29 protein-coding genes are annotated in these 26703 nt (G+C 61.2%); 14 read left to right on the plus strand and 15 right to left on the minus strand.

The window, feature by feature from the left end:
- Window positions 1–2 precede the first annotated feature (2 nt).
- The 4 genes from ASE36_RS11900 to ASE36_RS22205 all read left to right on the plus strand — a co-directional run bounded on the left by ASE36_RS11900 (window position 3) and on the right by ASE36_RS22205 (window position 3618).
- Window positions 3–425 (plus strand): hypothetical protein, encoded by a 423-nt coding sequence (locus ASE36_RS11900; RefSeq protein WP_062279565.1) that lies wholly within the window; start codon window positions 3–5, stop codon window positions 423–425.
- Between the two features lie 30 nt (window positions 426–455).
- Window positions 456–887, plus strand: coding sequence for a potassium channel family protein (locus tag ASE36_RS11905; RefSeq protein WP_062279567.1), 432 nt, complete (start codon window positions 456–458; stop codon window positions 885–887).
- Window positions 888–994: 107 nt separating this feature from the next.
- Entirely contained in the window at window positions 995–2140 is a 1146-nt protein-coding gene (locus ASE36_RS11910) for an alpha-hydroxy acid oxidase (RefSeq protein WP_062279569.1), read from the plus strand.
- Between the two features lie 140 nt (window positions 2141–2280).
- On the plus strand, window positions 2281–3618 hold the full coding sequence (locus tag ASE36_RS22205; protein ID WP_162244215.1) for a TIGR02594 family protein: 1338 nt from the start codon (window positions 2281–2283) through the stop codon (window positions 3616–3618).
- Window positions 3619–3624: 6 nt separating this feature from the next.
- On the opposite strand, the gene ASE36_RS11920 is transcribed toward ASE36_RS22205, so the two are convergent.
- The 6 genes from ASE36_RS11920 to ASE36_RS11945 form a co-directional block, all read right to left on the minus strand.
- Window positions 3625–4374, minus strand: a complete 750-nt coding sequence (locus ASE36_RS11920) for a metallophosphoesterase family protein (protein WP_062279571.1) — start codon at window positions 4372–4374, stop codon at window positions 3625–3627.
- Window positions 4374–4730 (minus strand): hydroxyisourate hydrolase, encoded by a 357-nt coding sequence (gene uraH / locus ASE36_RS11925; RefSeq protein ID WP_062279573.1) that lies wholly within the window; start codon window positions 4728–4730, stop codon window positions 4374–4376. Before uraH ends, ASE36_RS11920 begins: the two co-directional genes overlap by 1 nt.
- Window positions 4727–5236, minus strand: coding sequence for an ureidoglycolate lyase (locus tag ASE36_RS11930; protein ID WP_062279575.1), 510 nt, complete (start codon window positions 5234–5236; stop codon window positions 4727–4729). Before ASE36_RS11930 ends, uraH begins: the two co-directional genes overlap by 4 nt.
- Complete coding sequence (locus ASE36_RS22210) at window positions 5233–5598, minus strand: DUF86 domain-containing protein (protein WP_062279577.1); 366 nt, start codon at window positions 5596–5598, stop codon at window positions 5233–5235. Before ASE36_RS22210 ends, ASE36_RS11930 begins: the two co-directional genes overlap by 4 nt.
- Window positions 5595–5888: a nucleotidyltransferase family protein gene (locus ASE36_RS11940; RefSeq protein WP_062281278.1), complete on the minus strand. Its 294-nt coding sequence runs from the start codon at window positions 5886–5888 to the stop codon at window positions 5595–5597. The genes ASE36_RS22210 and ASE36_RS11940 overlap by 4 nt, the downstream gene beginning before the upstream one ends.
- Window positions 5889–6014: 126 nt before the next feature.
- Entirely contained in the window at window positions 6015–7055 is a 1041-nt protein-coding gene (locus tag ASE36_RS11945) for a glutamine synthetase beta-grasp domain-containing protein (protein ID WP_062279579.1), read from the minus strand.
- Between ASE36_RS11945 and ASE36_RS11950 the strand changes: the two genes are divergently transcribed.
- Together ASE36_RS11950 and ASE36_RS11955 are read left to right on the plus strand one after the other, a co-directional pair.
- Window positions 7048–7314: a hypothetical protein gene (locus tag ASE36_RS11950; protein WP_156378637.1), complete on the plus strand. Its 267-nt coding sequence runs from the start codon at window positions 7048–7050 to the stop codon at window positions 7312–7314. The genes ASE36_RS11945 and ASE36_RS11950 overlap by 8 nt on opposite strands.
- Before the next feature lie 138 nt (window positions 7315–7452).
- Entirely contained in the window at window positions 7453–7632 is a 180-nt protein-coding gene (locus tag ASE36_RS11955) for a DUF2735 domain-containing protein (protein ID WP_062279582.1), read from the plus strand.
- A gap of 150 nt (window positions 7633–7782) precedes the next feature.
- Here the strand turns inward: ASE36_RS11955 and alc are convergent, their stop codons facing one another.
- Window positions 7783–8805 (minus strand): allantoicase, encoded by a 1023-nt coding sequence (gene alc / locus ASE36_RS11960; protein ID WP_062279584.1) that lies wholly within the window; start codon window positions 8803–8805, stop codon window positions 7783–7785.
- A gap of 1 nt (window position 8806) precedes the next feature.
- Window positions 8807–9304, minus strand: a complete 498-nt coding sequence (gene uraD / locus ASE36_RS11965; RefSeq protein ID WP_062279586.1) for a 2-oxo-4-hydroxy-4-carboxy-5-ureidoimidazoline decarboxylase — start codon at window positions 9302–9304, stop codon at window positions 8807–8809.
- Window positions 9305–9536: 232 nt separating this feature from the next.
- Between uraD and ASE36_RS11970 the strand changes: the two genes are divergently transcribed.
- Window positions 9537–10583, plus strand: a complete 1047-nt coding sequence (locus tag ASE36_RS11970; RefSeq protein ID WP_062279587.1) for an NAD(P)-dependent alcohol dehydrogenase — start codon at window positions 9537–9539, stop codon at window positions 10581–10583.
- A 6-nt stretch (window positions 10584–10589) separates the two neighbouring features.
- Here the strand turns inward: ASE36_RS11970 and ASE36_RS11975 are convergent, their stop codons facing one another.
- Window positions 10590–11075, minus strand: coding sequence for a helix-turn-helix domain-containing protein (locus tag ASE36_RS11975; protein ID WP_082511031.1), 486 nt, complete (start codon window positions 11073–11075; stop codon window positions 10590–10592).
- 68 nt (window positions 11076–11143) lie between these two features.
- On the opposite strand from ASE36_RS11975, the gene ASE36_RS11980 reads away from it, so the two are divergent.
- The gene (locus ASE36_RS11980) at window positions 11144–12544 is read left to right on the plus strand and encodes an MFS transporter (RefSeq protein WP_062279590.1); all 1401 of its coding nucleotides are present in this window, start codon (window positions 11144–11146) and stop codon (window positions 12542–12544) included.
- Between the two features lie 17 nt (window positions 12545–12561).
- Here the strand turns inward: ASE36_RS11980 and ASE36_RS11985 are convergent, their stop codons facing one another.
- Complete coding sequence (locus tag ASE36_RS11985; RefSeq protein WP_062279593.1) at window positions 12562–13419, minus strand: urea carboxylase-associated family protein; 858 nt, start codon at window positions 13417–13419, stop codon at window positions 12562–12564.
- A gap of 237 nt (window positions 13420–13656) precedes the next feature.
- On the opposite strand from ASE36_RS11985, the gene ASE36_RS11990 reads away from it, so the two are divergent.
- The gene (locus ASE36_RS11990) at window positions 13657–14529 is read left to right on the plus strand and encodes a DUF707 domain-containing protein (protein ID WP_062279595.1); all 873 of its coding nucleotides are present in this window, start codon (window positions 13657–13659) and stop codon (window positions 14527–14529) included.
- Between the two features lie 12 nt (window positions 14530–14541).
- On the opposite strand, the gene puuE is transcribed toward ASE36_RS11990, so the two are convergent.
- From puuE to ASE36_RS12005, 3 genes are all read right to left on the minus strand, one after another.
- A complete protein-coding gene (gene puuE / locus ASE36_RS11995; RefSeq protein ID WP_062279597.1) occupies window positions 14542–15462 on the minus strand; it encodes an allantoinase PuuE in 921 nt (306 codons plus the stop codon).
- A gap of 91 nt (window positions 15463–15553) precedes the next feature.
- A complete protein-coding gene (locus tag ASE36_RS12000) occupies window positions 15554–16261 on the minus strand; it encodes a DUF1045 domain-containing protein (RefSeq protein WP_062281281.1) in 708 nt (235 codons plus the stop codon).
- A gap of 172 nt (window positions 16262–16433) precedes the next feature.
- On the minus strand, window positions 16434–17615 hold the full coding sequence (locus ASE36_RS12005) for an NAD(P)/FAD-dependent oxidoreductase (RefSeq protein ID WP_062279599.1): 1182 nt from the start codon (window positions 17613–17615) through the stop codon (window positions 16434–16436).
- A gap of 3 nt (window positions 17616–17618) precedes the next feature.
- Between ASE36_RS12005 and mnmD the strand changes: the two genes are divergently transcribed.
- Entirely contained in the window at window positions 17619–18374 is a 756-nt protein-coding gene (gene mnmD, locus ASE36_RS12010; protein WP_062279601.1) for a tRNA (5-methylaminomethyl-2-thiouridine)(34)-methyltransferase MnmD, read from the plus strand.
- Here mnmD and ASE36_RS12015 read toward each other — a convergent pair.
- Window positions 18371–22387, minus strand: coding sequence for a response regulator (locus ASE36_RS12015; RefSeq protein WP_062279603.1), 4017 nt, complete (start codon window positions 22385–22387; stop codon window positions 18371–18373). The genes mnmD and ASE36_RS12015 overlap by 4 nt on opposite strands.
- A 238-nt stretch (window positions 22388–22625) precedes the next feature.
- On the opposite strand from ASE36_RS12015, the gene ASE36_RS12020 reads away from it, so the two are divergent.
- Window positions 22626–24212, plus strand: a complete 1587-nt coding sequence (locus tag ASE36_RS12020) for a trimethylamine methyltransferase family protein (RefSeq protein WP_062279605.1) — start codon at window positions 22626–22628, stop codon at window positions 24210–24212.
- A gap of 4 nt (window positions 24213–24216) precedes the next feature.
- Here ASE36_RS12020 and ASE36_RS12025 read toward each other — a convergent pair whose 3' ends face one another.
- Window positions 24217–24894, minus strand: coding sequence for a helix-turn-helix transcriptional regulator (locus ASE36_RS12025; protein ID WP_062279607.1), 678 nt, complete (start codon window positions 24892–24894; stop codon window positions 24217–24219).
- Window positions 24895–24978: 84 nt separating this feature from the next.
- On the opposite strand from ASE36_RS12025, the gene ASE36_RS12030 reads away from it, so the two are divergent.
- Genes ASE36_RS12030 through ASE36_RS12040 form a run of 3 tightly spaced genes read left to right on the plus strand, consistent with a single transcriptional unit; the run spans window position 24979 to window position 26699 of the window.
- Entirely contained in the window at window positions 24979–25278 is a 300-nt protein-coding gene (locus tag ASE36_RS12030) for a hypothetical protein (protein ID WP_062279609.1), read from the plus strand.
- A 6-nt stretch (window positions 25279–25284) separates the two neighbouring features.
- On the plus strand, window positions 25285–26400 hold the full coding sequence (locus ASE36_RS12035) for a DNA alkylation repair protein (RefSeq protein WP_062279611.1): 1116 nt from the start codon (window positions 25285–25287) through the stop codon (window positions 26398–26400).
- Window positions 26397–26699, plus strand: coding sequence for a DUF1905 domain-containing protein (locus ASE36_RS12040; RefSeq protein ID WP_062279613.1), 303 nt, complete (start codon window positions 26397–26399; stop codon window positions 26697–26699). Before ASE36_RS12035 ends, ASE36_RS12040 begins: the two co-directional genes overlap by 4 nt.
- Window positions 26700–26703 lie beyond the last annotated feature (4 nt).

A 26703-nucleotide genomic window follows, 5' to 3' on the forward strand; every position in this document is an offset into this window, starting at 1 on the left:
AGATGAGCGAAAGCGGCTATTCCGGCACCCCTCTTCCGAAAAAGCTCGGACTGAAGCCGGAATTCGCTGCTCTGTTCATCGGCCTTCCACAAAACCTCACCGCTCTGATGGATGGCCTGCCGGCTTCGCGGTCTTGCGCCGATCTGGCCTCGGCCAAGGGCACCGATCTCGATTACATCCACCTCTTTGAGACCTCCCGGGCAGCGCTGGAGGATCACGCGTCACATCTGAAGGCCTTGCTGAAACCGACCGGCGTATTGTGGATTTCCTGGCCCAAGAAAGCGTCGAAAGTGCCAACGACGATCACCGAGGATGTCTTGCGGCAAGTCTTCCTGCCAACCGGCCTCGTCGACGTGAAGGTCTGCGCCATCGACGAGATCTGGTCGGGACTGAAATTCGTGCTCCGCAAGGAATTGCGGCCATAAGCATTCACCCGGTCGGGAGACCACCCATCGATGATCACAAACCTCGCGCTCGGCACCCTGATGATTTCGCTGACCGTGGTGATCCACACCTTCGGTCTGATGGGCGTGACCCATGTCATGGGTTGGGTCACCGATCGCATTCGCCTGCATGGCCATCGCAGCCGCATGCTGGCCATGAATACGGTGGTCCTGGGCGTCTTCGCCGTCCTCACGGCCGAGGTCTGGCTTTGGGCGTCCTGCTACCTGGTGATCGGCTTTCTCGACGATTTCGAAACGGCCCTCTATTTTGCCACCATCACTTTCTCGACCGTCGGCTATGGCGACGTCATCCCCCATCCGGAATGGCGCATGCTGGCCGCACTGGAAGGCGTGAACGGCTTCCTGCTAATCGGCTGGTCGACAGCCTATCTCGTGGCCGCCGGCATGCGGGTCGGACCGTTCAGATCCGGCGAGCATTTTTGACGATAAAGGACAGGTAAATTTATTTTACCTCTCGCGCCCTCAATGGTTCACAGCCGGCCCGCTGCCGTGATATTGCGGTTCTCAAGACCTTTCCGGAGAACCAGACCATGGCACCGATCCTCGAAATTTCAGATTTGAAGAAGCTCGCCCGCAAGCGCGTGCCAAAGCTCTTCTTCGATTATGCCGATAGCGGCTCCTATACCGAGAGCACCTACAGGGCGAACGAGAGCGATTTTTCGAGGATCAAGCTGCGCCAGCGCGTGCTCGTCGACATGAGCGGTCGGACGCTGGAAACGACGATGATCGGCGAGAAGGTGAAGATGCCGGTGGCGCTGTCGCCGACGGGCTTGACCGGCATGCAGCATGCCGATGGCGAAATGCTGGCGGCGAAGGCTGCGGAAGAATTCGGCGTTCCCTTCACGCTGTCGACCATGAGCATCTGCTCGATCGAGGACGTCGCGTCCGTCACCAAGCGCCCCTTCTGGTTCCAGCTCTACGTGATGCGTGACCGTGATTTCGTGGTGAACCTGATCGAGCGCGCTCGCGCTGCCGGCTGCTCGGCGCTGGTGCTGACCGCCGATCTGCAGCTGCTCGGTCAGCGCCACAAGGATATCCGCAACAGCCTCGCCGCCCCGCCGAAGCTGACGCCGAAACACCTCTACCAGATGGCGATCCGTCCGCGCTGGTGCTGGAACATGCTGCAGACCAGCCGCCGCACCTTCCGCAACATCCATGGCCACGCCAAGAACGTCACCGACCTCTCCTCGCTGCATTCCTGGACGGCGGAACAATTCGATCCGAAGCTCTCCTGGGCCGATGTCGAATGGATCAAGAAGCAGTGGGGCGGCAAGCTGATCATCAAGGGTATTCTCGACACCGAGGACGCCAGGATGGCAGCCGAAACCGGCGCTGACGCGATCATCGTCTCCAACCATGGCGGTCGCCAGCTGGACGGCGCCCATTCCTCCATCGCCATGCTGCCGAAGATTGTCGACGCCGTTGGCGACAAGATCGAAGTGCATCTGGATGGCGGCATTCGCTCGGGCCAGGATGTGCTGAAGGCCGTGGCTTTGGGCGCCAAGGGCACCTATATCGGCCGCCCCTTCCTCTATGGCCTTGGCGCCATGGGGCAGCAGGGCGTCACCAAGGCGCTGGAGATCATTGCCAAGGAGATGGACGTGACCATGGCACTATGCGGCAAGCGCCAGCTTGCGGATGTGGATCGCGGCATTATTGCGGAAAGCCCGTTCTGAAGACAGCTAATCGCAAAGTAGTCTGGGCAGCCGCAACCAAAAGCAACCTTGGCGAGCAGAAGACCGGGTCAAACACTATTGACGTGCATTACCGATGCGCTACCATCTTCCCGCGGAATGACTTCGCGGGGGATGACGCAATGACGCGCGTGATTATCGATACACCCTATAGTGTGAAGACCAGGGCAAAAGCCCTGGCGATCGGCGGAACGCGCTGCGTGATCCGCTACTACAATCGCAAAAACAGCCAGACCTTTCCCGACAAATGCCTGACGCGAGCAGAAGCCGAGGCGATTTCGGATGCCGGCATGACCATGGCGGTTGTCTTCCAGCAGAACCACCGGCAGCTTTCGGATTTCCTCAACGACAATGCCGAGGATGATGCAAAGCGGGCGCTGGAATGCGCAGCCGCCGTCGGCCAGCCGAAGGAAAGCGCGATCTATGTCTCGGTCGACCACGACTTCTATCGCGCCGATGAGCTTGGAGTGATCGAGAGCTACTTCGAACATGTCGCCAGGGCTTTCAGAGCGGCAGGATACAAGATCGGTGTCTATGGCTCCGGCACGGTCGGTGCGCGATTGAAGAAAGCCGGGTTGGTCGACTATGTCTGGCTCGCCCGCGCGCTCGGCTGGTCCGGCAGCCGCGATGCGCTGCGTGCCGGTTCCTATGACCTCTACCAGGATGCCATCGACCTGAAGATCGACGGTCTGGACTGCGACAGCAACATCACCCGGCCCGGCCAGCCCGATTTCGGACAGTTCACCTTGTCCGAAGTTGAACCCGAACGACGGGTCCAGCTGATGGATGTCGATGCCGGACGAACGCTCTACGAAGTCGCCAGTCGCAGCAGTCTTAACCTGCGCGGCGGGCCGTCGCTGGACTATCCGGTCATCCGCAGCCTCAGCCCCGGAATGCGGGTCTACGGCCTGCAGCGCAGCGGCGACTGGCTGAAGGTCGATCTCGAAGGCGATGGCAAGGCGGACGGCTATGTCTGGCTGAACTATATGAGAAGCATCGCCGGCCACACCGCCAATCTTCCCGTCCAGGGACAGCAGGCCATCGACATCGCCTATCGAGAACTGGCGCTGCAGGTGCGGGAGGTGCCGGGGCCCGCCAGCAATCCGCGGATCTCGCTATACTATCGCAGCATGGACGGCAGCAGCGCCGACCTCGACGACAGCGAAGTCTCCTGGTGCTCCTACTTCGCGAATTTCTGCTTTGCCGAACTCGGCCAGCAGGGATCCGGCAAGAGCAATGCCCGCTCCTGGACCACATGGGGCCGCCCGGTTCTCGGCCCACCGCAGAAGGGGAACGTCGTCGTGCTCTGGCGAGAATCGATCAGCAGCTGGAAGGGCCATGTCGGCTTCTTCGTCGGTTATGACGGCGACAACTGGCTGCTGATCGGCGGCAATCAGGACGATGCCGTCTCAATCAAGGCCTTCGATCCGGCACGGGTTCTCGCCGTCCGGCGCCTCTGAGCGGAGTTAGACGTCGACGAAGCCGGAGGCCAAAGCCCTCGCCCATTCCGGCCGCTTGCGCGCGGCGGCAAGCCGGCTCATCGCCATATTGTCATAAGGCACAAGCCGGAAGGTGACGGCCCAATCACCGGACGCGTTGTCGAGGATCGCATAGCTCGCATGCGGCAGCCCCGCCTCCACCTTGTGCGGATGCGGCGCGTCGTCGGTATAACCCGGCCCGCCGACGCTGCCCGGATTGACGATCAGTCGCCCATCCGACAGCTGGACGGCCCGCGGAATATGCGTGTGACCGCAGAGGATCAGCAGATGGGTTATGCCGGCCGCCCATTCCTCGATCACCGCCCGATCGCGCAGATGTACATGGCCTTGGCTGGAGACCTGCTCCAGCCAGTAGGTGTTGTCATTCTGGGGAGTGGCATGACAGAGATAGGCGACATCGCGGAACACGGCGACAGATGGCAGAGACTTGAGCCAGTCCAGATGCGCGGGCGACAGCTGCGCATAAGCATCCGCCTCCCATTCATGCATATCGCCGGCGGCGTGTTCGATCAGGTAACGATCGTGATTGCCGCAAACGGTCAGCAGATTCAGCGGCAACAGGATGTCCGCCGTGCGCCCGGCTTCGAGCGGGCCCGACAGACAGTCACCAAGATTGACGATTTCAGGGGTGGCGATGCCCTGCGACGCGATGTCGGCGAGCACGGCTTCCAGCGCCAGTGCATTGCCATGGATATCGGCGATCGCGGCAAAACGCATTAGCTGCCCCGATATGTCGAATAGCCGTACGGCGATAGAAGTAGCGGCACATGATAATGCGCCGTCGTATCGGAGATACCGAAGCGGATCGGGATGACGTCGAGGAAGGCGGGCTCGGTCAGCGGCGCGCCTGTACCCTTCAGATAATCGCCGGCATGGAACAGCAGCTGGTATTGCCCAACCTGAAACTCGTCGCCCGCAAGCATCGGCCCGCCATCGACACGCCCGTCGTCATTTGTGAAAACGGTCTTGATCAGTTCGGCCTCTTCGCCATTCATCCGCATCAGCTGGATTCGCAGGCCCTGGGCCGGCCTGCCAAGGCCGGTATCGAGAACATGGGTGGTGAGGCCGGTCATATCTGGGGCTCCCGAATCGTGAAGGGGGTGTCGAAGAAGAACTCTTCGAGATTGTTGCCGGGTCCGTCGCGATCAACAACCAGAAAATCGCTGACCGCACCGATTGCCATCAAGGGATGGTGCCAGGTGTTGCGGCGATAGTTCACGCCCTGATGCGGGGAAGCCAGAAACACCTGCGGCAAACCCGGCTTCCCGCCTTCATCAGGCGATACCGCCACCAGAAACGGCCGTCCCGACAGCGGCGAAAAGCTCTGGCTGCCGAAAGGATGGCGCTCCATCATGGCGATCTCGTATGGGAAGGCGCGCGGCTGCCCGCGGAAGATATTGACGATCACCCGGGCACCCTCGCCCGTTGCCTCGGGCGAAAACAGCGCATGGAAGCGCTCGGTCGTGCCGCCATTGATCAAGCGCATGGTCGAGGGATCGGCCTCGATGACCTCGCCGAAAGGCGCAAAGGCTTGGGCCGTCAGGGGACGGATGGTGAGATTGGCGGCCAAAGGGGTCATTCTCCCTCGGGATAGATATGAATTAGGGAGTCGACGATCCGGACCAAATCAAGCGCTTCGTGTTTCGCTGTTTGGTACAAATAATCGAGATTGATGTCGAAATACCCGTGGACCATCCGGTTACGCATGCCACGGATTGTCACCCAATCGATTTCCGGATGCTCTGCAACGAAGTCTGGCGAGAACGCCTCGAGCTGGACCACACTCTCGCTGGCCATCAAAAGGCTCATCCCGACACCGCGTTGAACGAGAAGATTTGTCCGAAACTCGCTCAGATCCGAAGCACCTAATAGCTCGTGAGCATCGAGAGATGCGCTTCGGATCCGTTCAAGAAGGGACCGGATGCGATGTTCGCGTTTCATATGGGCAGGGCTTCGGCCAGGATACGTCTCCGATGCTTCTGCGGGATCTCGCTGGTTGTTACCAGATGCACCGGCACTCCTTCTGCAAGCTCCTCAAGAGCTGACTGCAGACCACCAAGGGTCATCAGCGAGGAACCTGGAAGCGCATCGACCAGAATATCGAGATCACTATCTGACCGGTCTTCTCCTCGGGCAACCGAACCGAAGACGCGCGGATTCGTGGCGTTGTGACGCTGCGTCGCCTCGCGGATTGCAGATCTCTTTCGTTCAAGCACATCTGAAGGTCGCATGATGGTCTCCTTGACCTCAATATAAGCCAGAGCCCACACAAACAAAAGATAACTGTATCCACACCAAAAACGAAAACAGCGCCGGCGTTTCCACCAGCGCTGCAATTGTTAAGCCTTTGCCTGAAATCAGGCAGCAGACTTGGCGTAGTCGGCCGTCGGCACTTCGGCGATCGTCTTCAGGACGACGGAGGCGATCTGGTAGGGGCAGCCCTGGGAGTTCGGGCGGCGATCTTCCAGGTAACCCTTGTAGCCGTTGTTGACGAAGGAATGCGGAACGCGGATCGAGGCGCCACGGTCAGCAACGCCGTAGGAGAACTTGTTCCACGGAGCGGTTTCGTGCTTGCCGGTCAGACGGAGATGGTTGTCCGGACCGTAAACGTCGATGTGCTCCTGCCAGTTCTTGGCGAAAGCTGCCATGAGGGCTTCGAAGTATTCCTTGCCGCCCACTTCGCGCATGAAGGTGGTCGAGAAGTTGCAGTGCATGCCCGAACCGTTCCAGTCGGTGTCGCCGAGCGGCTTGCAATGGAATTCGACGTCGATGCCATACTTTTCGCAAAGGCGGAGCAGCAGGTAGCGCGCGATCCAGATCTGGTCAGCGGCCTTCTTGGAGCCCTTGCCGAAGACCTGGAATTCCCACTGGCCCTTGGCCACTTCGGCATTGATGCCTTCATGGTTGATGCCGGCTTCGAGGCAGAGGTCGAGATGCTCTTCGACGATCTCACGAGCAACCGAGCCGACATTCTTGTAGCCGACGCCGGTGTAGTACGGGCCCTGCGGAGCCGGATAGCCCTGTTCCGGGAAGCCGAGCGGACGGCCGTTTTCGTAGAAGAAGTATTCCTGTTCGAAACCGAACCAGGCGCCTTCGTCGTCGAGGATGGTGGCGCGGCTGTTCGACGGATGCGGGGTGACGCCATCGGGCATCATGACTTCGCACATGACGAGAGCGCCGTTCGTGCGAGCCGGATCAGGATAGATGGCGACCGGCTTCAGCACGCAATCCGACGAGTGGCCTTCGGCCTGCATCGTCGAGGAGCCGTCAAAGCCCCAGAGCGGCAGCTGTTCCAGGGTCGGGAAGCTGTCGAATTCCTTGATCTGCGTCTTGCCACGCAGGTTCGCTACCGGCTTGTAGCCATCGAGCCAGATATACTCGAGCTTAAACTTGGTCATGGTGCTCTCTCTTCAGTCTCGCGCCATTCATGAGCGCAACAGAGGGGTGATTCTCCGGCTTGCCCGGGAGTCGCGAGTTAAAATGCAGGAAGCGTGCCAGTTTGCCCGCGCGATTGCGGCCCTGCTGAATTTTCTAAAGTTCAGGACCGAAAAACGCGGCAATAAAAGCAATTTCTTAAATGGGCTGCGACATAATGACGGAACTTTCGGGCACCGCCAGCTGTTTCCCGGGACTGAAAAGACCAGAAATGCACTGTGATGATTTTAAATTCATCACTTTTTCTGCGCCTTATGTGCCCATATTTTAGGCATTTTGCACTTTTCATGTGCGTTTGGTTTTTATCTGTGTTAGACATGGAGCATCGAGAAAACACTCGGTGAAACGCGAGGTAGTAGCATGACAACGAACATGGTTCGGGAATCGGCGAAGATCTACGAATTCCCGGTGCGCGATGCAGCGCGGCTCAACGCAATGCGCGAGCGTCAGGCCCCCAAGCCGGTGATCTACGAAAGCGGTTCGGCCAGCTGGTATCACGAAGAAGCGATCCGCGAAGCCGAACGGGTGCCGAAACAGTAAGCGCCGTCTAGGCACATAATGAAGCCGCCCGCATTGCGGACGGCGTCAAGCATGCGACGAGCGGGCCAATGCCCGCTCTTTTCGTTTTCAGAGCAATTCCAGCAAAACTGGAAACCGGTTTTGCGTCTGGAATTGCGTCAAACAAGCGGCTCAGGCTTTGGTGCCGAAGAGGCGCAGGCGCATCACACCGCCATCTGGATGCACGCCGATGCGCACATGCGTCACCAGTCCGATCTTCTGGATCTGCTCGCCTTCGTAATAATGCTCCGCATCCATCTGCATCTTCTGCCGTGTCAGGATCGGCTGCCATTGTTCGGAGGCAGCAATCTCCGCCTCGCTGAACGTGTCGCCCGCGTCCGGCAGATAGGCGCCGAGCAGTTCGCAGGTGTCGGGGTAATTGCCCTTGTAGAAATGGGTGTCGATCAGGATGCGGTTGATGACGCCTGCATGACCCAGCCGGATGATCGCCCAGTCATGGCCGGGACCACGCCGACGCTTGGTCTCCCAGCCATCGCCCATGTTGATGCCGCGTCCGGGCGACAGGATCTTATCGGGATGACCATAATGGGCATCCGACCAGGCAAGCGACTTCGCCCCATGGAAGATATAGGCAAGGTCAATCTCTTCCGAGGCCCCGACCTTCGACCAGTCGAAATGCGCAGCGCCATAGACGCGCAGGCGCGCCACGCCGCCATCGGGATAGATGTGCAGGCGCAGATGCGTCCAGACCTTGGACGGATCGGCATTGGCAAAGAAATGCTGCGCCGAGGCCCCGAGCGGCGACTTCGCGACCAGTTCGGTCCAGACCGTCGCCTCTGTCGGATCGCCGCTCTCGACGAAAGCCGCCTCGATCGAGCCATGCGGCGGATAGTTGCCGGTGAAGAAGCGCGTATCTACGTCGAAGCCAAAGATGCGACCCGGCATGGCGAGCCGGATGACGGCAAAGTCATGCCCCGGCACCCGCTTGCGGCGGCTTTCCCAGCCGTCCATGTATTTGCCGTTGTCGTCGTAGAGGTCAGGATCGAAACTTGCCGGCTCGTCATTCAGCATCCGCGATACCGGCGCGAAGAACTCGTCGGTCGAATAGACGCCGACGGCGCCGAGGCGCGCGGAGGCGAGGTTGACGGCACCGGCGGCGAAGTCCGGCAGGACGACGGTCGAAGTCTCAAGCATGTCAGTGTGTCTCCGGAAGCAGGCTTTCGAGACGAAGCCTGGCGATTTTTTCCACCTGCTGGCAGGCAGTGTCGAATTCCTGATCGCGACTATTGGCGATCCGCGTCTCGAAGGCAGAGAGAATGTCGTCCTTCGTCAGCCCCTTGACCGCGATGATGAAGGGGAAGCCGAATTTCTCGACATACTCAGTGTTGAGTTCGGTAAAGCGGGCATGCTCCTCGGCAGAAAGACGATCGAGCCCGGCGCCGGCCTGCTCGCGCTTGCTATCCTCGGTGAGGCCGCCGGCAATTGCCAGCTTGCCCGCGAGGTCCGGATGCGCCCTGAGCACACCGAGCCGCTCCTCCACGCTTGCCGTGCGGAAGATCATTGCCATGCCATCATGCACATCGAGCGCCGTCAGCGGCTCTTCGATCATGCCGGCATCGTAGGCGCGCTCGGCGATGAAGGGCGAATGTTCGAACACCCCGCCGAAACGTTGAACGAAGTCCGCTCTGTCCATGCCATCTATCCAGTATCATGTGAGGCCAAGGCAAAGACTGCCGCGGCATGAGGATCTGCCGCCGCAATGCGCGAAGCAGTTGACGACAAGGATTAGCCGAGCCCCCAGTGCTTGTCGAGTTTCCGCATGCGACAGGCACTTTCAACGCAGCTGACGACGATACCGCGCTTGTCTGACCGCCGTTTCGACCTATCTAGAAAGAGCTTCCCATCATATCTCGAAAGGATATTTCATGCCGATAGCCAAAGGCTATGCTGCAACCGATGCCTCCAAGCCATTGGCTCCCTTCACCTTCGAGCGTCGCGAACCGAATGCCGACGACGTGGTGATCGACATCAAGTTCTCCGGCATCTGCCATTCCGACATCCACCAGGCCCGCAACGAATGGGGCAATTCGACCTTCCCCATGGTCCCCGGCCACGAGATCGCCGGCATCGTCACATCGGTCGGCTCCAAGGTCTCCAGATACAAGGTCGGCGACCGCGTCGGCGTTGGCTGCTTCGTCAATTCCTGCCTGCATTGCGAACGCGATCTCTACCGCGAACAGTATATGCCAGGCCTCGTCGGCACCTATAACTCCGTCGAAGCCGACGGTGTGACGCCGACGCAGGGCGGTTACGCCGACTCCATCGTCGTGCAGGAAGATTATGTTCTCTCCATCCCGGACAACATTCCGCTCGACAAGGCAGCACCCCTGCTCTGCGCCGGCATCACGCTCTACTCGCCGCTCAGCCACTGGAAGGCCGGCCCCGGCAAGAAGGTCGCCGTGATTGGCATGGGCGGCCTCGGCCACATGGGCGTCAAGATCGGCGCGGCCATGGGCGCGGAAGTGACCGTGCTCAGCCAGAGCCTGTCGAAAAAGGAAGACGGCCTCGCCTTCGGCGCCAAGGAATATTACGCCACCTCCGATGCCGAGACTTTCAAGAAACTCGCCGGCTCCTTCGACCTGATCCTCTGCACCGTCAGCGCCGAGATCGACTGGAACGCCTATCTGAACCTGCTCAAAGTCGATGGCACCATGGTGCTGCTTGGCGTTCCGGAAAACCCGGTGCCGGTGCATGCCTTCTCGCTGATCGGCGGCCGCCGCTCGCTCGCCGGCTCGATGATCGGTTCGATCCAGGAGACGCAGGAAATGCTCGATTTCTGCGGCAAGCACAACATCACCCCGGAGATCGAGATCATCGACATCCAGGATGTCAACGAAGCCTATGAGCGCGTCATCAAGAGCGACGTGCGCTACCGCTTCGTCATCGACATCGCGAGCCTCGCCAAGGACTGAGATCTGTCAGCCCCCGCCGCGGGGAAAAGATGTGACGGTGTCACACGAAAAGGCGGTGCCGGCTCCCTCCGGCACCGCTCCTACTTTCGATTTCTGCCTGCGACCGGTCGAGGCAACCCGCAGCAGGCGCTGGAACTTCGGACAATCCATGTGCGACTGCGCCTTGCATTCCGCCACGTGTCGCAAAGCATTGCGCAGTGTTGTCAGCTTGCGGATCTGCGCATCCAGTTCTTCCGCCTTGCCGTGCAAGGTCATCCGCGACAGCTCCGGCATGCCGTCGGGTGCAAACATGCCCCGCATTTCCTCAAGTGAGAAACCTGCCGTCTTGCCGAGCGTGATCAGCGACAGCTGCATGAGTGCGCGGGGCTCGAACTGGCGGCGAAGCCCGTGTCTAGCGACCGACTGGATCAGCCCCACCTCCTCGTAATAACGCAAGGTGGAGGCCGAGACGCCGGCCTTCTTTGCAAGCTCTCCGATATCGAGCAATTTCATCCTTGACCTCAAGTTGACTTGAAGTGGCAGGCTATCCTTCCACCACCAAGGAGACAACGAGAAACGTCATGGAAAACCTGTCAACCACCTCCCGAAACCTGCAGATTTTTGTCCTCGGCGGCAGCATGCTGGTCGGATCGCTGGGTATCAGCCTCGTCACCGTCGCCCTGCCGGCGCTGGCAAGAGCCTTCGCCGCCCCCATGCAGTCGGTACAATGGGTCATCATCGCCTATCTCGTCGCCGTCACCGCCAGCATCGTCGCGGTCGGCAGGCTCGGCGATCTGTTCGGACATGCACGCGTCCTGATCCTGGGGCTGTCGCTCTTTTCGGTCTCCTCGCTGGCCTGTGCGGCCGCGCCGAGCCTGTCCCTTCTCGTGGCAGCCCGCACTCTTCAGGGCCTCGGCGGCGCCGTGCTGATGGCTCTGCCGATGTCGATCATCCGCAGTGTCGTGACAAAGGAAAGGACAGGCTCTGCCATGGGGCTTCTCGGCACGACCTCGGCCGTCGGCACCGCTCTTGGACCCTCGCTTGGCGGCATGACGATCAACCACTTCGGCTGGGCCGCCGGCTTCATCGCGGTCGGCCTATTGGCACTGATGCTGCTCACACTGGCTGTTGTCACGTTTGCAAGCCAGATCCGCGCGAGCAAACCTACAGGTGGATCGATCGACTGGCTGGGGAGCATGCTGCTCGCACTCGCCTTGTCGGCCTATGCTGTCTCGATGACCTCGGCTGGTCACGGAGCCAAGGCCTGGGTGCTTCTGCCGATTACGGCACTGCTCACCGCACTGTTCGTCTGGCGCCAGACGAAGACGACAAGCCCGCTCGTACCTCTTGCGCTCCTCCGCAACAGCAGGATCGGCATCTCCGTGACCATGAATCTCCTCATAACCACGGTCATGATGTCGACGCTGGTGGTCGGGCCCTACTTCCTGTCTCTCGGCCTTGGCCTGGATGATGCGACGGTCGGGCTGGTTATGGCGGTCGGACCGCTGACCTCAGCTCTGGCAGGCCTGCCCGCAGGCCGCCTGGCCGATCGGTACGGCGCAGGCCGTATGCTTGCAGTCGGCCTCTTGCAGATCGCCCTCGGGCTGGTTGCCCTTGCCACGCTGCCTGCCTGGATTGGCCTCTGGGGCTATTGCCTCGCCCTGGTGCTACTGACACCGGGTTTCCAGATTTTCCTCGCGGCCAACAACACGGTTACCATGGAAGGCGCTGCCACAGACCAGCGTGGTGTGATCTCCGGACTGCTTGGCCTGTCGCGCAACCTCGGCTTCATCACGGGCGCCTCGGCGATGTCGGCTCTGTTTGCCGCCAATCTCGGCCATGTCGACATTGGCATGGCCGATCCGGCGTCAATTGCGGCCGCTTTCACGAGGACCTTCCTGATCGCGACGGCACTGCCCCTTTCAGCACTGATCGCCGGCGGCATGAGGCAGCGCGCCGAAGGGTTGCTCCGCAAGGGCTAATTCCGGACGCGATTGGTTCACACCTGCAACTGATACCCATTCCGCTCTGGAAACGGCCAATCGGCCAGAAGCTCCATATCTGGCCGGTAAATCTCCACCTTCAGCGGGTAGCACTTGGCGACATCGCTCGAATGACTGGTGCTGCAATCGCCGCCCGGGCAGGCCGAGAGCGCGCCGAGCAGATCGATTTCGGCAAACATCTCGAGGAAATCGCCCGGACGAACCGGGCTCGCCTTCATGAAATACTGCTGCGTGTCGCGGGTAAAACCGGTGCACATAAAAACGTTCAACACGTCATGCACATGCGGCTCGGCCGCTTTGATGTCGGTGCCTGTGTGATGCGAAAGCGCCCGGCAGAGGTTGGAATGACAGCAATGGTGATAGTCGCCGCCTGAGAGCAGCCGGTTGGTATAGGGGTCGCAGCGCGTGCCGATCACGTCATGCACCCCGCCGCCGAACTCGTCGAAGCCATACCAGCCGAGCGTGTCATGGCTGATCGTCGCCATCGGGCGGAGCGACGGCAGATTGCTCCAGAGACGGTTGCCGGTCGTCACATGGGTTGCATGCAGCGCCCGCGTCTTGCCGGAAAAGAAGCGCTCGGAAAGATCATTCGCATTCCAGAGATTGAGATCGCCGACTTGCGGCCCCTCCACGCTGACGATGCGAAAGAAATGCCCCTTGGGAACTTCGAACGTATTGCCCTCGCGTGGCGGCACAATCACCTCGCCCGCCTTCTCCATCGTCGCCCGCGCCCGCTCCAGAATGCGCATGTCGGGGGCTTTGAGCGACTCGACCGGATAGCAGACGACGGGTTTGACCGCGCGGCGCGCAGCAGCATCGGCGGGAGCGGGAATGGAAGCGTTGAGGGGTGACATGGCATGCTCCTGATGGCGCGGGAAACGACTCGGGCCGCAAGGTGCCCGACCTGCAGTCCTCTGACAACAACAAGGCGACCTTACCGCACCGGCAAGCCCGCACCGCGGACTTGCGAGCGCCGGGATTACAAAACCCATCAAATTAAAGACGATCTGGCTCAGCTACCGAACCTTGTGCCCTTCCGCTAAGTGTGCGCAGATGGCACATATAAACCAAGCACTTTTGGAGCTGCATACGTGAAACGCAGGTTTCTTCTGGTCACGCGCATCGGCCCGAAAAGCCTGCACGACCAGTGGCTCGACACGCAAAGCGAGCGCGAATTCGACGTCGCCATCTGCTCCTATGACCCATCCATTACCGAGATAAAGGGCGAAGGGATCTCTTTCGAATACATTCCGGGAAAGAAAGTCTCCGGAACCTCCTGGTTCCTGGAAAACCGGCGGTCGATCTGGGAAAACTACGATTACGTCATGCTGCTCGACGAAGACCTGTCGGTGGATGCGCGGTCGATCAACAAAATGTTTGAGATTTCAGCCGGGCAAAATTTCAAGATCGCACAACCTTCCCTGACGCCGGACAGCCACTTCACCTTTGCCGCCCTTCTGCAGCAGAGCTACTGGAAATGGCGTCATGTGAACTACATCGAGATGATGTGTCCGATCTTCAGGCGCGATATCCTGGAGACGATCGCTCCCCTCTACCGCAGCGGTTATGAGAGCGGAATTGACCTGATCTGGTGCAACCTCGTCTACGAATCTCCGAGGGACTTCGCCGTTATCGATTCCGTTGCCGTCCGGCACACCGAACCGGTGGGTGGCAACAAGGCGGCGAACGGTTTTGTCGAAGGCAAACGCTACGAGGACGACATTTATGCGGTGCTGCAAACCTACCAGCTGCCATGGCTGAGTTGCACGCCCTATTCGGGCGTGACGAAATCAGGGCGCGAGAGGTCCTCGCGCCTCCTGTTCTTCGTAACTGCATTGAGCGTCTTTTGGGCCGTCCCGCTTCAGCGTCCCTGGTCCGGGCGGTTCAGGGCAGCACTCGTGCATTTGAAGCATGTCGCCTTAAGACCTGCCCGCAACATTAAGGTGGCAGCGCGCGCCGCGTGACGGAAGCGCACCTCACCAAACCGGCTTGTGATGCTTGTGCCAGTGCTCGGCAATCTCGATCCGTTTCGGCACCCAGACCTTCTCGTGACCCATCACGTAATCGATGAACCGCGCCAGCGCAGCAGCCCTGCCCGGGCGGCCAACGAGGCGGCAATGGAGGCCGACGGACATCATCTTCGGGCTGCCGTTTTTCCCCTCCTCATAGAGCACGTCGAAGGCGTCCTTGAGATAGGTTAAGAACTGGTCGCCGGAGTTGAAGCCCTGCGGCGTGGCAAAACGCATGTCGTTGGTCTCGAGCGTATAGGGGATGATCAGGAAGGGTTTGCCCTCGAGATCCGGCACCCAGAACGGCAGGTCGTCGGAATAATTGTCGGAGGAGTATAGGAAACCGCCCTCCTCCATCACGAGGCGCAAGGTGTTCATGGACGGCTTGCCCTGATACATGCCGAGCGGGTGGGAGCCGGTCAGTTCCTTGTGCAGCCGCACCGCCTCCCGGATATGCTCGCGCTCCACGTCTTCCGGGAAATCCTTGTATTCGAGCCAGCGATAGCCGTGGCTGGCGATCTCCCAGTCCGCTTCTTTCATCGCGGCAACGGCTTGCCGGTTTCGCGCCATGGCAAGCGTCACGCCATAAACTGTGACGGGTACCTTGCGCTCCGTGAACATCCGCCAGAGCCGCCAGAAGCCGGCGCGGGAGCCATATTCGTAGATCGATTCCATGTTCAGGTTGCGCTGGCCGGGCCATGGCTGGGCGCCGACGATTTCCGACAGGAGGTTCTCGGAAGCCGGATCGCCGTCGAGAATATTGCTCTCCCCGCCCTCCTCGTAATTCACCACGAACTGCACCGCGATCCGCGCATCGCCGGGCCATTTCGGATCGGGGATATCGCGGCCATAGCCAACAAGGTCGCGGGGATAGGGATCAGTCGTCATCGGTTCACCTCACGTGTTTTGATACGAGGCTATTGGCGACGACGCTGGCTGTCGAGAGACGCGATGCAGATTTTGCTGCGGCGCGAAGCGATCAGGCGATCTTGCGGCTGGAAACGCGACCCAGCGGATGCAGCGAATGCACCTGGAATGGCGCCCCCTGCTCCGGCTCGACGAAGAGCGCCAGATTGGCAACGGTGACCGGCTCCGACAGCACAGGGTCGAAATGCGCCTTCAAGGCCTGCTCGATTCGCGGAAAATCGCGCGCCAGAAGCGGCCCCGTCAACGTCATGTGGAAACGGAACTCGTCCATCACATAAGGATGGCCCCAGCGGCTGAGATTGGAGAATTGCGGCGCCGACAGCCGGTCCGGATTGCGCCGCTCGATTTCCGCCTCCGAAAGCGGCGCACGATAACCGTCGAAGGCCTGCACGACGGAGGCAGCCAGATGGTCGACGGCAGAACAGGGCCGGTCGAGAACGAGGCCGTAGACCTCGCCGATTCGTCCCACCGAAAGCCCGGACAGCGTCACCGGCTCCATCGTGCCGGCAAAATGCATCAATTCCCTGAGCAGGATCGCCTCGCTCGCCCCCTCGCTCAGCCGGAACGGCGCCTTGAAGGTGGCGTGGAAACCGAACCGACGGGGAAGTGCCGTGTGAAAGGCGATTTCATGCACGCCGAGCCCCTTTAGGCCAGGATGCTCGGCCTGATGGCCCGAATAGACATTGCGTCCCAGCCAGCCGGCGGCAGCAAGCGTCAGCGGGTCGCCGGGCGGTGGCGTGAAGCAGATGGCATAACGCATGTCGAGCACCTCGTCCTGGCCCGGTTCGGGCACTTTAGCAAGTGCCGTTGCAACCCAGTGGTTAGGTGATTTGCATGACAGTATGACGAAACGGGAGGCGACAAGAGACGGCATCTGGACACGTCACCTCAGGACCCCTTGTGGTCCCGAAGCCGGCAGCCGCAGTTGCTGATCAATCCACCCTGGCCGCCACCGACAGGTGATGCGCAGTGGAAAAACTCTCGGGCAAAGCAGTCTCCAAGCCGAGGATCGGCGCAAGCGCCGCACGGGCAAGCACGTGCGCCAGCCCGAAACTGACCTTGAACCCGCCGGTCAGCGCAATCACCCGCTCCGCCGCCGGATGTGGCCCGACCATCGGATCGCGATCAATCGCCTTCGGTCGGAGCCCCGCCCAGCGTTCGATGACGTCGGCATGGGCAAGCTGCGGCGCAAGCCGAACAGCGCGCGCCAGCAAGTCCTCCAGCTGCTGATCCGTCGTAAACGGATCATCGAACCGGTCCTCGCTGGTACTGCCGATCGCCACCCGCCCGCCCTCGTGCGGCACGATATAGAGACCGTCGAGATAGAGGAGTGGCAGGTCGGACGCGATCATGGGCGCCGAAAGAAGCGCGGCCTGCCCCTTGACCGGCTGACCGAGCGGTCGCGCCAGAACAGGCCCGAGAGCCGACAACAGCGGGAAAGACGCATGGCCCGCCGCGATGACGAGATGCCCGAAGGAGACGAGACGGCCATCGGAAAGCTGTGCGACGGATGCGGCCGCATCGATGGGCGTCACCGCAACTCCTTCATGGATCTGCACGCGCGACGACCGTTTGAGCCGGGCAACGAGCATGGCCGTCAGCCCGCGCGGCGACACCCGCGCGGCGAACGTATCAAACACCAGTCCCGCCGCCGTCACCTCCGATGCCGGCCACAAAGCACCGTGCGGCGACTGATCGACGACATTCCAGGCGAAAGACACGCCCTGCTGGTTCCAGTTGGTTACAGCCTTGGCCTGATGGCGCTCGGCAATCTTGCGCAGATGCGGCTTTGGCAGAGGGATCAGCCGCCCGGCACGGCGGTAGCCGGCGGAGAGCCCGGTCTCGGCCTCCAGCCCAGCAATTTCGCCTTCCAGCGATGAAAGCGCGTCGAATTGCAGCTGCTTCTTCTCGTTCCATTTGTCCGGCATATGCGGCATCAGGGCACCGAGCAGCCCGCCGCTCGCTCCACCGGCCAAGGGTCCTGAATCGAGGAGAAGCGTTGTAAGTCCGGCGCGATCGGCTTCGAGCGCTGCCCAAAGTCCCATGATGCCGCCACCGGCGATCACCACATCCGCGAATGATTGACCGGCGCGCGCGGGCGATTTATCGGACATGTCATGACCCAATCAAACGAAATGCCGGCGAGTGAAACGTCAGAAAACACATCTGTGTCGGACGGCAGCACCGCCGCGCCCCTGACCTGGCACGACGGCGATATGCCCTATTCGACCGCCTTTGGCGATCACTTTTATTGCCAGACGGACGGCCGGCTGGAATGCAGTCATGTCTTCCTGTCCGGCAATGGCCTGCCCGAGCGCTGGCAGACCGCATCGGAATTCCGTATCGGCGAACTCGGCTTCGGTACCGGACTGAATGCCTGCGAAAGCTGGCGACAATGGAAGCAGCACCGCAGCCGCGAGGGCCAACTGCACTTCGTCTCCTTTGAGCTTTATCCGATGCAGGCCGATGATATCGACCGGGCACTGTCGCGCTGGCCGGAGATCGATGCCGAGCGGCAGGCGCTCGTCGCCCGCTGGCCGAAAGATCCCTCAGGCCACGTCGATATCCAGCTGGACCCGCAGACCCGCCTCACCGTCGTCTGCGGTGACGCCTATGCGAGTCTCGCAGCGAGCGACCTGGGTATTGACGCCTGGTTCCTCGACGGCTTTGCGCCCTCGCGCAATAGCGCCATGTGGTCGGCGGAGCTCATGCAGCTGGTGTTCGATCACACACGCCCGGGCGGCAGCTTCGCCACCTATGCCGCAGCGGGCTTCGTCCGGCGCAATCTGATCGCGGCCGGCTATGCGCTGGAACGACGGCCCGGCTTTGCCGGCAAGCGGGAAATGCTCTGCGGTGTGAAACCGGCGGTCTAGGAACGCTCGGCCCGGTTCTCGTCTGGAAGCATGCCATGCGACCACGCTTCGATCTTGCGCATCAGGAGTTCGGGCGAGATCGGCTTCGACATATAGTCGTCCATGCCTGCGGCCAGACACGCCTCGCGGTCGCTCGCCATGGCATGGGCGGTGACCCCGATGATCGGCACATGCTCCCCCCGCCCGGCTGCCTGTTCCTCGCTGCGGATCGCTTCGGTTGCACGATGGCCGTTCATCACGGGCATGGAAACATCCATCAGAATCAGATCCGGCCGCTCGCTGCGCCAGGCGTCCAACGCCTCGGCGCCGTTTTCGACAATCCGGTAGGCGATGTCACTCCCCGCCAGGATCTGGCGGAAGACGATCTGGTTCACCGCATTGTCCTCGGCAATCAGCACCTTCAGGACCGTATCTGCACGCTGTTCTGCCGAAGGGACCTCCACCCGCGTCGATATTGCCGCAGTGAGGGGTCGCGAGAGCGGTTCAGCCGCAACCCTTGACCGGGCTGAGACGACGCCATGAACGCGCGCACTACGGATCACGTCGATGATTGCCCCGCGCAACACATTGGCCCGCGCCGGCTTCATCAGATGCGCCTGGATGCGCAAGCTCTCATAAAGCCGCTCATCGCCGACCATGTCCATGGAGGTGAGGAAGATCAGCGCCGTCTCGTCGAAACGCGGATCATTGCGGATGGCCCGCGCCACGTCGAGCCCGTTCATCTCCGGCATCTGGTAGTCGATCACCACGAGGTCGATCGACAATCCTTCGCGATGCGCCTCGTCCAGGATCGCGATGCCTGCCGGCCCGTCGGAAACTGCCAGACCGTCGAATCCCCACATCGCCAACTGCTCGCTGATGATCCGACGATTGACGATGTTGTCGTCGATGACGAGCACCCGCGCGCCCTTGATGTTCGGCGGCAATTCCTTGTTGCGGCTGCGCTCGGCCACGACCGGCAACGGCAATTCGACGATGAAGGCCGAGCCGACACCGACTTCGGATTCCACCCGTATCTGCCCGCCGAACAGCTTGACCAGCCCCCCGGTGATGGCAAGGCCGAGGCCGGTGCCTTCATGCCGACGTGTCGAGGAGGTATCGGCTTGTGAAAATTTCTCGAAGATCTTGGCCTGCATATCATCGGGAATGCCGATCCCGGTGTCCTCGATCCTCAGTTGCAGCAGTGCCATGCCGTCCGTAAGCGGCTGGCTCGACACTTCGACATGAACATGGCCGCGCTCGGTGAACTTGATCGCATTGCCAAGCAGGTTGGTGACGATCTGGCGGAAGCGACCGGGGTCGCCCATAAAGGTATGGTGAACCGTCTGCTCGCCGGAAACGACGAGTTCGATATCCTTCTCCGCCGCCGCCGCGGACAAAAGCGTCGCCACGTCCTCGACTGCCTCGATCGGGTCGAAGGGCGATTTGCGCAGCTTCATCTGGCCGGCATCGATTTTGGAAAAGTCGAGAATGTCGTTGATGATGGTGAGCAGCGCATTGCCGGACTTCACCACAATGTCGACGAAGGTCTTCTGCCGGCTGTCGAGCTCGGATTTCGACAACAGCTCTGCCATGCCGAGCACGCCGTTCATCGGGGTGCGGATCTCGTGGCTCATATTGGCGAGGAAGTCGGACTTCGCCTTGTCTGCCGCTTCGCTTCGGGCGAGCAGCACTTCGAGTTCGGCCTCGCGCGCCTTGACCTCGGTCACGTCGGTCAGGATCACGACGTAGCTCTCGTTCTCCCCGAAGGTGGCGTTGAATTTCACCCAGGTGCGCCCATCGGCGAGGAAGGTCAGCGAAGCACCCGACGCGTTGCCCAGATTGTTGTTGAGATTGTTCCAGACGGCTTCCGCCTCGTCGCCGAAATCACCACGGGCGGCGCAGAAATCGAAGATTGTCTGGGTCTCGGTACCGATCTGTCCGAGTTCATTGGGAAGACTGAGAATGCGCACGAAAGCCGGGTTGATCTCCGCAATCCGTCCTCGCTCGATGACGGCGATCCCCTGTGACGTGAGAAGCAGCGTGTCGCGCATAAACTGACCGATACGTGCCACTTGCTGCTGCGCGGCATTGACCTCGCGCTCGCGCTGGCGCATTTCCGTCAAATCGGCATAGGTGAGCAGGATCTTGCGGTCGTGCAGGCGCGTGACGGTCGCCATCACATGCTTGCCATCCTCGTAGGCGAGCTCGGTGGTATGCGATCCCTCAAGCGCGTCGAATTGAGCAATGCGGTGGCGGTAGCCTTCCTCGAAGTCCATGCCCGGCCAGGCACGGCCGTCACGATGGTTGATCTCACAGTAGAAGCGGAAGCTCTGGCCTTCGAGTGGCACATCATCCGGCCAGTTCCAGATATCCCGGCACTTGCGGTTGGCGAACTCGACCATGTAGTCCGGGCCGAGGATTACCACGCCAACCGGCATGATGTGCAGCATCGCCAGGATCTGCTGGTAGAGGCCTTCGGCCCGCTCCTGGGCCGCCACCAAGGCCGCCTGCCCCTCCCGGATGACCGACACGTCGGTCACAGAACCGACGATATACTGCTTGTTCCTCGACGTGGTGATGCGATTGAGGCGGGTGATGGTCGGGATGTCCCGATCCTTCAGGCGTACGACGTCATTGGCATTCTCGACCGTCTCGCCCTTCTCCAGCACGCGAATGTTATCGGCGATCCGCTTCGTGTTGGAGGGAAACATTTCATCGACCGTCAGCCCGTAGATGTCTTCCCGTTTACATTCGTGCAGGCGCTCATAGGCCGCGTTGACATAGATGAGCCGCCGCTCGGTGTCGCGGATGAAAACCGGCACGGGCATCTGCTCAAGCGCCGTGCGATAAAGCAGTGTCTCTTCTTCCCGCTCGGCAAGATCGCTGACATCGGAGAAGGTGATCATGATGCGACCACCTGCAATCTTGCGGCTGCCGCCGGCAAGGGCCCGGCCGGAGGGTGTCCGCGCATCGATCAGGGGGCCGTTGTCGAGGCAGCGCAGCTGATCGAGCCGGAAGGCAACGCGATCCTCGACTTCCTGTTCCGTCGCGCCACGAAGGACGCGGGCAAAGGCCACGCGCAGGATATCCCCGTAATACTGGCCCTGGAGGGAGATACCTTCGTCCAGTTCGAACATCTCCACCATGGCGGCGTTGATGTATTCCACATGCATGGCCGGATCGAGCACGAGGATGCCAACCGGCAGCGAGGTCATCAGAGCCTCGAACTTGCTCTTCAACTCTTCTGCCGCACGCGTCGCGGCAATGAACTTCTCCTCCCCCCGGCGAAGCTGCGAAAGGTCGGTGATCGAACCGACGAGGTAGCGCGCACCATCCGACCCGTCGACAACGCCGGTTCGCGATAAGATCGGGATCTCGCGTCCCTCGGCGCTGACGAAGGTGTCGTGCACCTCCTCGGTGATCCCGGTGGCGAGGACGCGCTTGTTACCGAGGTGATAGCTTTCCCCCATTTCCGGGAAGTTCTCGATCTCGTTTCTGCCCAGCAGTTCCTCAAGCGGACGTCCTGCCATCTCCACGTAGGCCGGATTGGCGAAGATCAGCCGATGCTGGCTGTCGCGCACATAGCTCGCCAGCGGATATTGCTCGAGCACCGCCTTGAAGACATCGAGATGCGGCGCCTGCGGCGCATCAGAGCGGACCGGCCCGTCATTCGCCGGCTGCATCGGTATTTCGGATCTCGCCTCGGCTTCGATCAGACCGAACAGATAGAGGCGCTCGTCCTCGTCGAAAAAGCGCTCGATCCTCAGCAGTCTGTGCGGAGCGGACGAGCCGACGCTGAACGGCAGACTTTCCTCGTCACCGAACACCAGCACCCGGCGCTCGCGGTCGTCGCGGAAGGCATTGGCACCGGCCCCAAGGATGTCCTGATCGTTGCGCCCGGCAAAGCTCGCCTCCGGCAGGCCATGAAGGCGCGCGAAGGCCGCATTGACAGCGATATACCGGAGCTGGCTGTCCTTGACGTAGGAAGGCAGCTCCAGCGCGGCGATTTTCTCGCAGACCAAGTTGAGCAAGGCGCTTCCCCGAACCAATAGTTTCACCCCTGAAATCAATGACGCTGATTGGTAAACAGCCCGTAACCCAATGCCTGCTTCCGCTTTAAAAGATATCACGAATGTAAAGTTTCATGCTCGCGACGTCTCCTGCCGCGTTCGATGTTCCAGATGAGCCGGTTTTCGGTCGCAAATGGCAATGCGTTTGCGCCGCCAAACCTGCGAGACTTCGTGTCGAGATTGAAACAATGGATCGATCATGAGCGACATTACCAGCGCTTCCTTACCCGAGACTGAAACCTTTTCTGCAGGCGGCGAACGCCGCAGGCGCACGGGCGGGCGCGGCGGGGATCGCGGCCGCGTTTCGGGTGTCGCGAAATATCGCAATCTGGTCAATCGCCTCGCCAAGACTGAACTTCTCGACCCGCAGGCGCTGGAGGACATCCACGATGCCTCGCTGACGATCCTGGAAGAGATCGGCATCGACGTGATGCTGCCCGATGCCCGCGCCATCATGAAGGCCCATGGTGCTCATGTCGTCGAGGGCTCCGACCGGGTGCGCTTCGACCGAGGCCTGATCATGGACATGATCGTCTCGGCTCCGTCCGAATTCACCATGCATGCCCGCAATCCTGAGCGGCATGTGAAGATCGGCGGAAACAATTTGGTCTTTGCCCAGATCGCATCCGCCCCCTTCGTCGCCGACCGCGAGGGCGGCCGCCGCGCCGGCAACCAGGAAGACTTCCGCAAGCTGGTCAAGCTCGCCCAGTGTTACGACGTGATCCACACGACGGGCGGCTATCCGGTCGAGCCCGTCGATATCCACGCCTCGGTGCGCCATCTCGACTGCCTCTCCGACATGGTGAAGCTGACCGACAAGGTGTTTCACTGCTACTCGCTCGGCAAGCAGCGCAATCTCGACGGCATCGAGATCGCCCGCATCGGCCGGAGTGTCTCGATGGAGCAAATGGAAAGCGAACCTTCGCTCTTTACCATCATCAACTCGTCCTCGCCGCTGCGCCTCGACGGACCGATGCTCCAGGGCATCATCGAAATGTCGTCGCGTGGCCAGGTCGTTGTCATGACACCGTTCACGCTGGCGGGAGCCATGGCCCCGGTGACGATCGCCGGCGCGCTCGTCCAGCAGAATGCCGAAGCGCTGTGCGGCATCGCCTTCACCCAGATGGTCAAGCGCGGAGCACCCGTCGTCTATGGCGGCTTCACGTCGAATGTCGACATGAAGACAGGTGCCCCCGCCTTTGGCACGCCCGAATATATGAAGGCGGTCATCGCCGGCGGCCAGCTCGCCCGGCGCTACAAGCTCCCCTACCGCACGTCGAACACCAACGCCGCCAACACTCTGGATGCCCAGTCGGCCTATGAATCAGCCTTCTCGCTCTGGGCGCTGACGCAAGGCGGCGGCAATTTCATCATGCATTCCGCCGGCTGGACGGAGGGCGGCCTCACCGCCTCCTTCGAAAAGTTCATCCTCGACGTCGACATGCTCCAGATGGTGGCGGAATTCCTCACACCCCTCGATGTCAGCCAGGATGCGCTGGCGCTTGATGCCGTCCGCGACGTCGGCCCCGGCGGCCACTTCTTCGGCACGGCCCACACGCTCGCCCGATACGAAACAGCCTTTTATTCGCCGATCCTGTCGGACTGGCGCAATTTCGAGACCTGGACCGAAGCCGGTCGCCCGACCACCTACGACCACGCCAACAGGGTCTTCAAGGAAAAGCTCGCGAATTACGAACGCCCGCCGATCGACCCGGCCGTCGAGGAAGAGCTCGACGCCTTCGTCGCGAAACGCAAGGAAGAAGGCGGGGTTGCGACGGATTTCTGATCTGTCAGGCCAGTTGCTTCAAATACGCCTGATAGGTCTGGTGCGGTTCGGGCTCGAACCGGTCGCCCATCACCTTCCAGTCCTCCACCCGGTCGAGCCGGAAGTCGCGAAAGCCGTTTCGCATCTCGCACCAGGCGGTCATCACCCAGATCGCCCCGAAGACGGAAAGCCCCAGCGGCCAGACGACGCGCTGGCTGCGTTCGCCGGGCAGCGAGTGATAGGCAATCCAGACTTTGCGTTTTGACGACAGCGCGGTCCGCACATCCCCCAGGCATGCAGGCACCTCCGGCTGGGCCGAGGAGCGAAAGGCATGGATCGGTGCCGAGACCAGCCGCTCGGCATGCTCCTTGGGCAACATGCCGAGCATCTTGTCCTTCGCCTCCCGCGCCGCCTGACCAAGCCGCGGATCGCCCAGCATCTCGACGGCCCTGAGACCAAAGGCGAGCGCCTCCAGCTGTTCGAAGGTGAAGGTGAGCGGCGGCGCATCGAAGGCCTCGCGCAGCATGTAACCGACACCGCGCTCGCCTTCGATCGGCGCGCCCGACGCGACCAGATGGTCCATGTCGCGGTAGATCGTGCGCGGCGCCACCTCCATCTTCTCGGCAATCTCGGACGCCGTCATGGCGCGACCGGTGGAGCGCATCAGCTGGATGATCCGGAACAGGCGGTCGGCGGGACGCATGGGAAGCCTCCGATGAATATTGTGGCCAGAAGGTTGTCAGTTGCATCATGCTAGGTCAAGCGACATCAACCACAGGAGAGCGAAATGTCCTTCAACAACGTTCTTGAACTTGCCATCTGCACCGTCGCCGACAAGCCCGCCGCTGAAAAGGCGCGCCGCGCGGCCATGGCAGCGGTCAAGGCCTATCCCGGCTTCGTCAGCTGGCGGGCGCTAACCGCAATGGAACAGGGCGACATGATTGCAGATCTGGTCGAATGGACCGACAAAGAAAGCGCTGATGCGGCAGCCATGAAGGTGCAGGCCGATCCGGCCTTTGCCCCTTACATGGCAGCGATTACGGGTGTTACCGTGATGGAGCATTTCGCGACGGAAGGGACGATCTGAGCGGAGATGGCGGAAGCACTGAAAAACTTGATCGGCGCGCAGACCGCTCGTGACACGGCGGACGCCGTTGCACGAGCCTGGGAGGCTTTCGACCATGCGGCTTTCCTCTCGGATATCCTGCCGGCCATCGACCGGCTGGAACTGATGCAACGCGGCCAGTGTATTGCCGATGCGCTCCGCCGCCATCTGCCCGTGGAGTTTGAGGAAGCGGCGGCGATCCTCCAGGCCTGCCTGCCGACACAGGGCCGAACGGGCCTGAGCGGCTGGGCGCTGCTTTCGTTCAACCAGTATATCGCCGCCCATGGCCGGAGCCATCTTGAAACCGCCCTTCGGTTGCTGAAGGCGCTGACACCGCATTTCACCGCAGAATTCGGCATCCGACCCTTCATCGCCGCCGATCAGGCGAGAGCGCTCGCCATCATCTCGCAATGGGTCACCGATCCAGACCACCACGTCAGGCGCCTTGCGAGCGAAGGCACCCGCCCGCGCCTGCCCTGGGCCATGAGCCTGCCGAGGCTGGTCCGGGATCCGACGCCGATCCTGCCTGTCCTCGAAGCGCTGATCGATGATGCGGAGGACTATGTTCGCCGCTCGGTCGCCAACAGCCTCAACGACATCGGCAAGGATCACCCGGATCTCGTCGCCGACTTCGTCGAACGACATCGGCAGGGCGCGTCGAAAGAGCGGCTTTGGCTGCTCAAACACGCCTCCCGCACGCTGGTGAAGAAGGGGCACGCGAAGGCGCTTGCCAATTTCGGCTACGAACCACTGCAGGATGTGACGGCGGTGCTGGAATTGGGGCAGGGCCGCATCGCCTTCCCCGGTGAGCTCGGCTTCCGGATCGAGCTGAACAATATAGGAGCATCGAGCCGGGCGGTGCTGCTCGACTACGCAATCCACCACCAGAAAAAGGACGGCTCGCTCATCCCGAAAGTTTTCAAGGGCAAAAGCCTGACCTTGGCGCCCGGGCAAAACATAATCATCGAAAAGCGCCACTCGCTCCGCCCGATCACCACCCGTGTCTACCATCCGGGCCTGCACCGCCTGGAGATCCTGCTAAACGGCATGTCTGTCGCAACATCCGATTTTCACCTCGATCTCAGCCAGGGTGAGGCGACATGAGCGAACCCGGCCACCGTATCCGATTTGAAGCCGAAGTGATCCGTTTCGACGGCCCTGGCGGCTGGCACGGCGTTTTCCTGCCGACGGAGGCCGCCTCCGAAGCCCGTTTCTTCGGCCAAGCCAATGCACTTGGCGCCATTGCCGTGCGCGCACAGATTGGCGCAAGCGAGGTCAAGACCTCGCTCTTTCCGGACAAGCGCCGTGACAGCTTTCTGCTGCCTTTGAAAGCGACCTTGCGCCGCGCCGAAAACATCACGGAGGGCGACCGCATCACGGTCACCCTCCTCATTGATATCTGACCCC

This window comes from Rhizobium sp. Root274, from assembly GCF_001429245.1.
Classification (GTDB): domain Bacteria; phylum Pseudomonadota; class Alphaproteobacteria; order Rhizobiales; family Rhizobiaceae; genus Allorhizobium.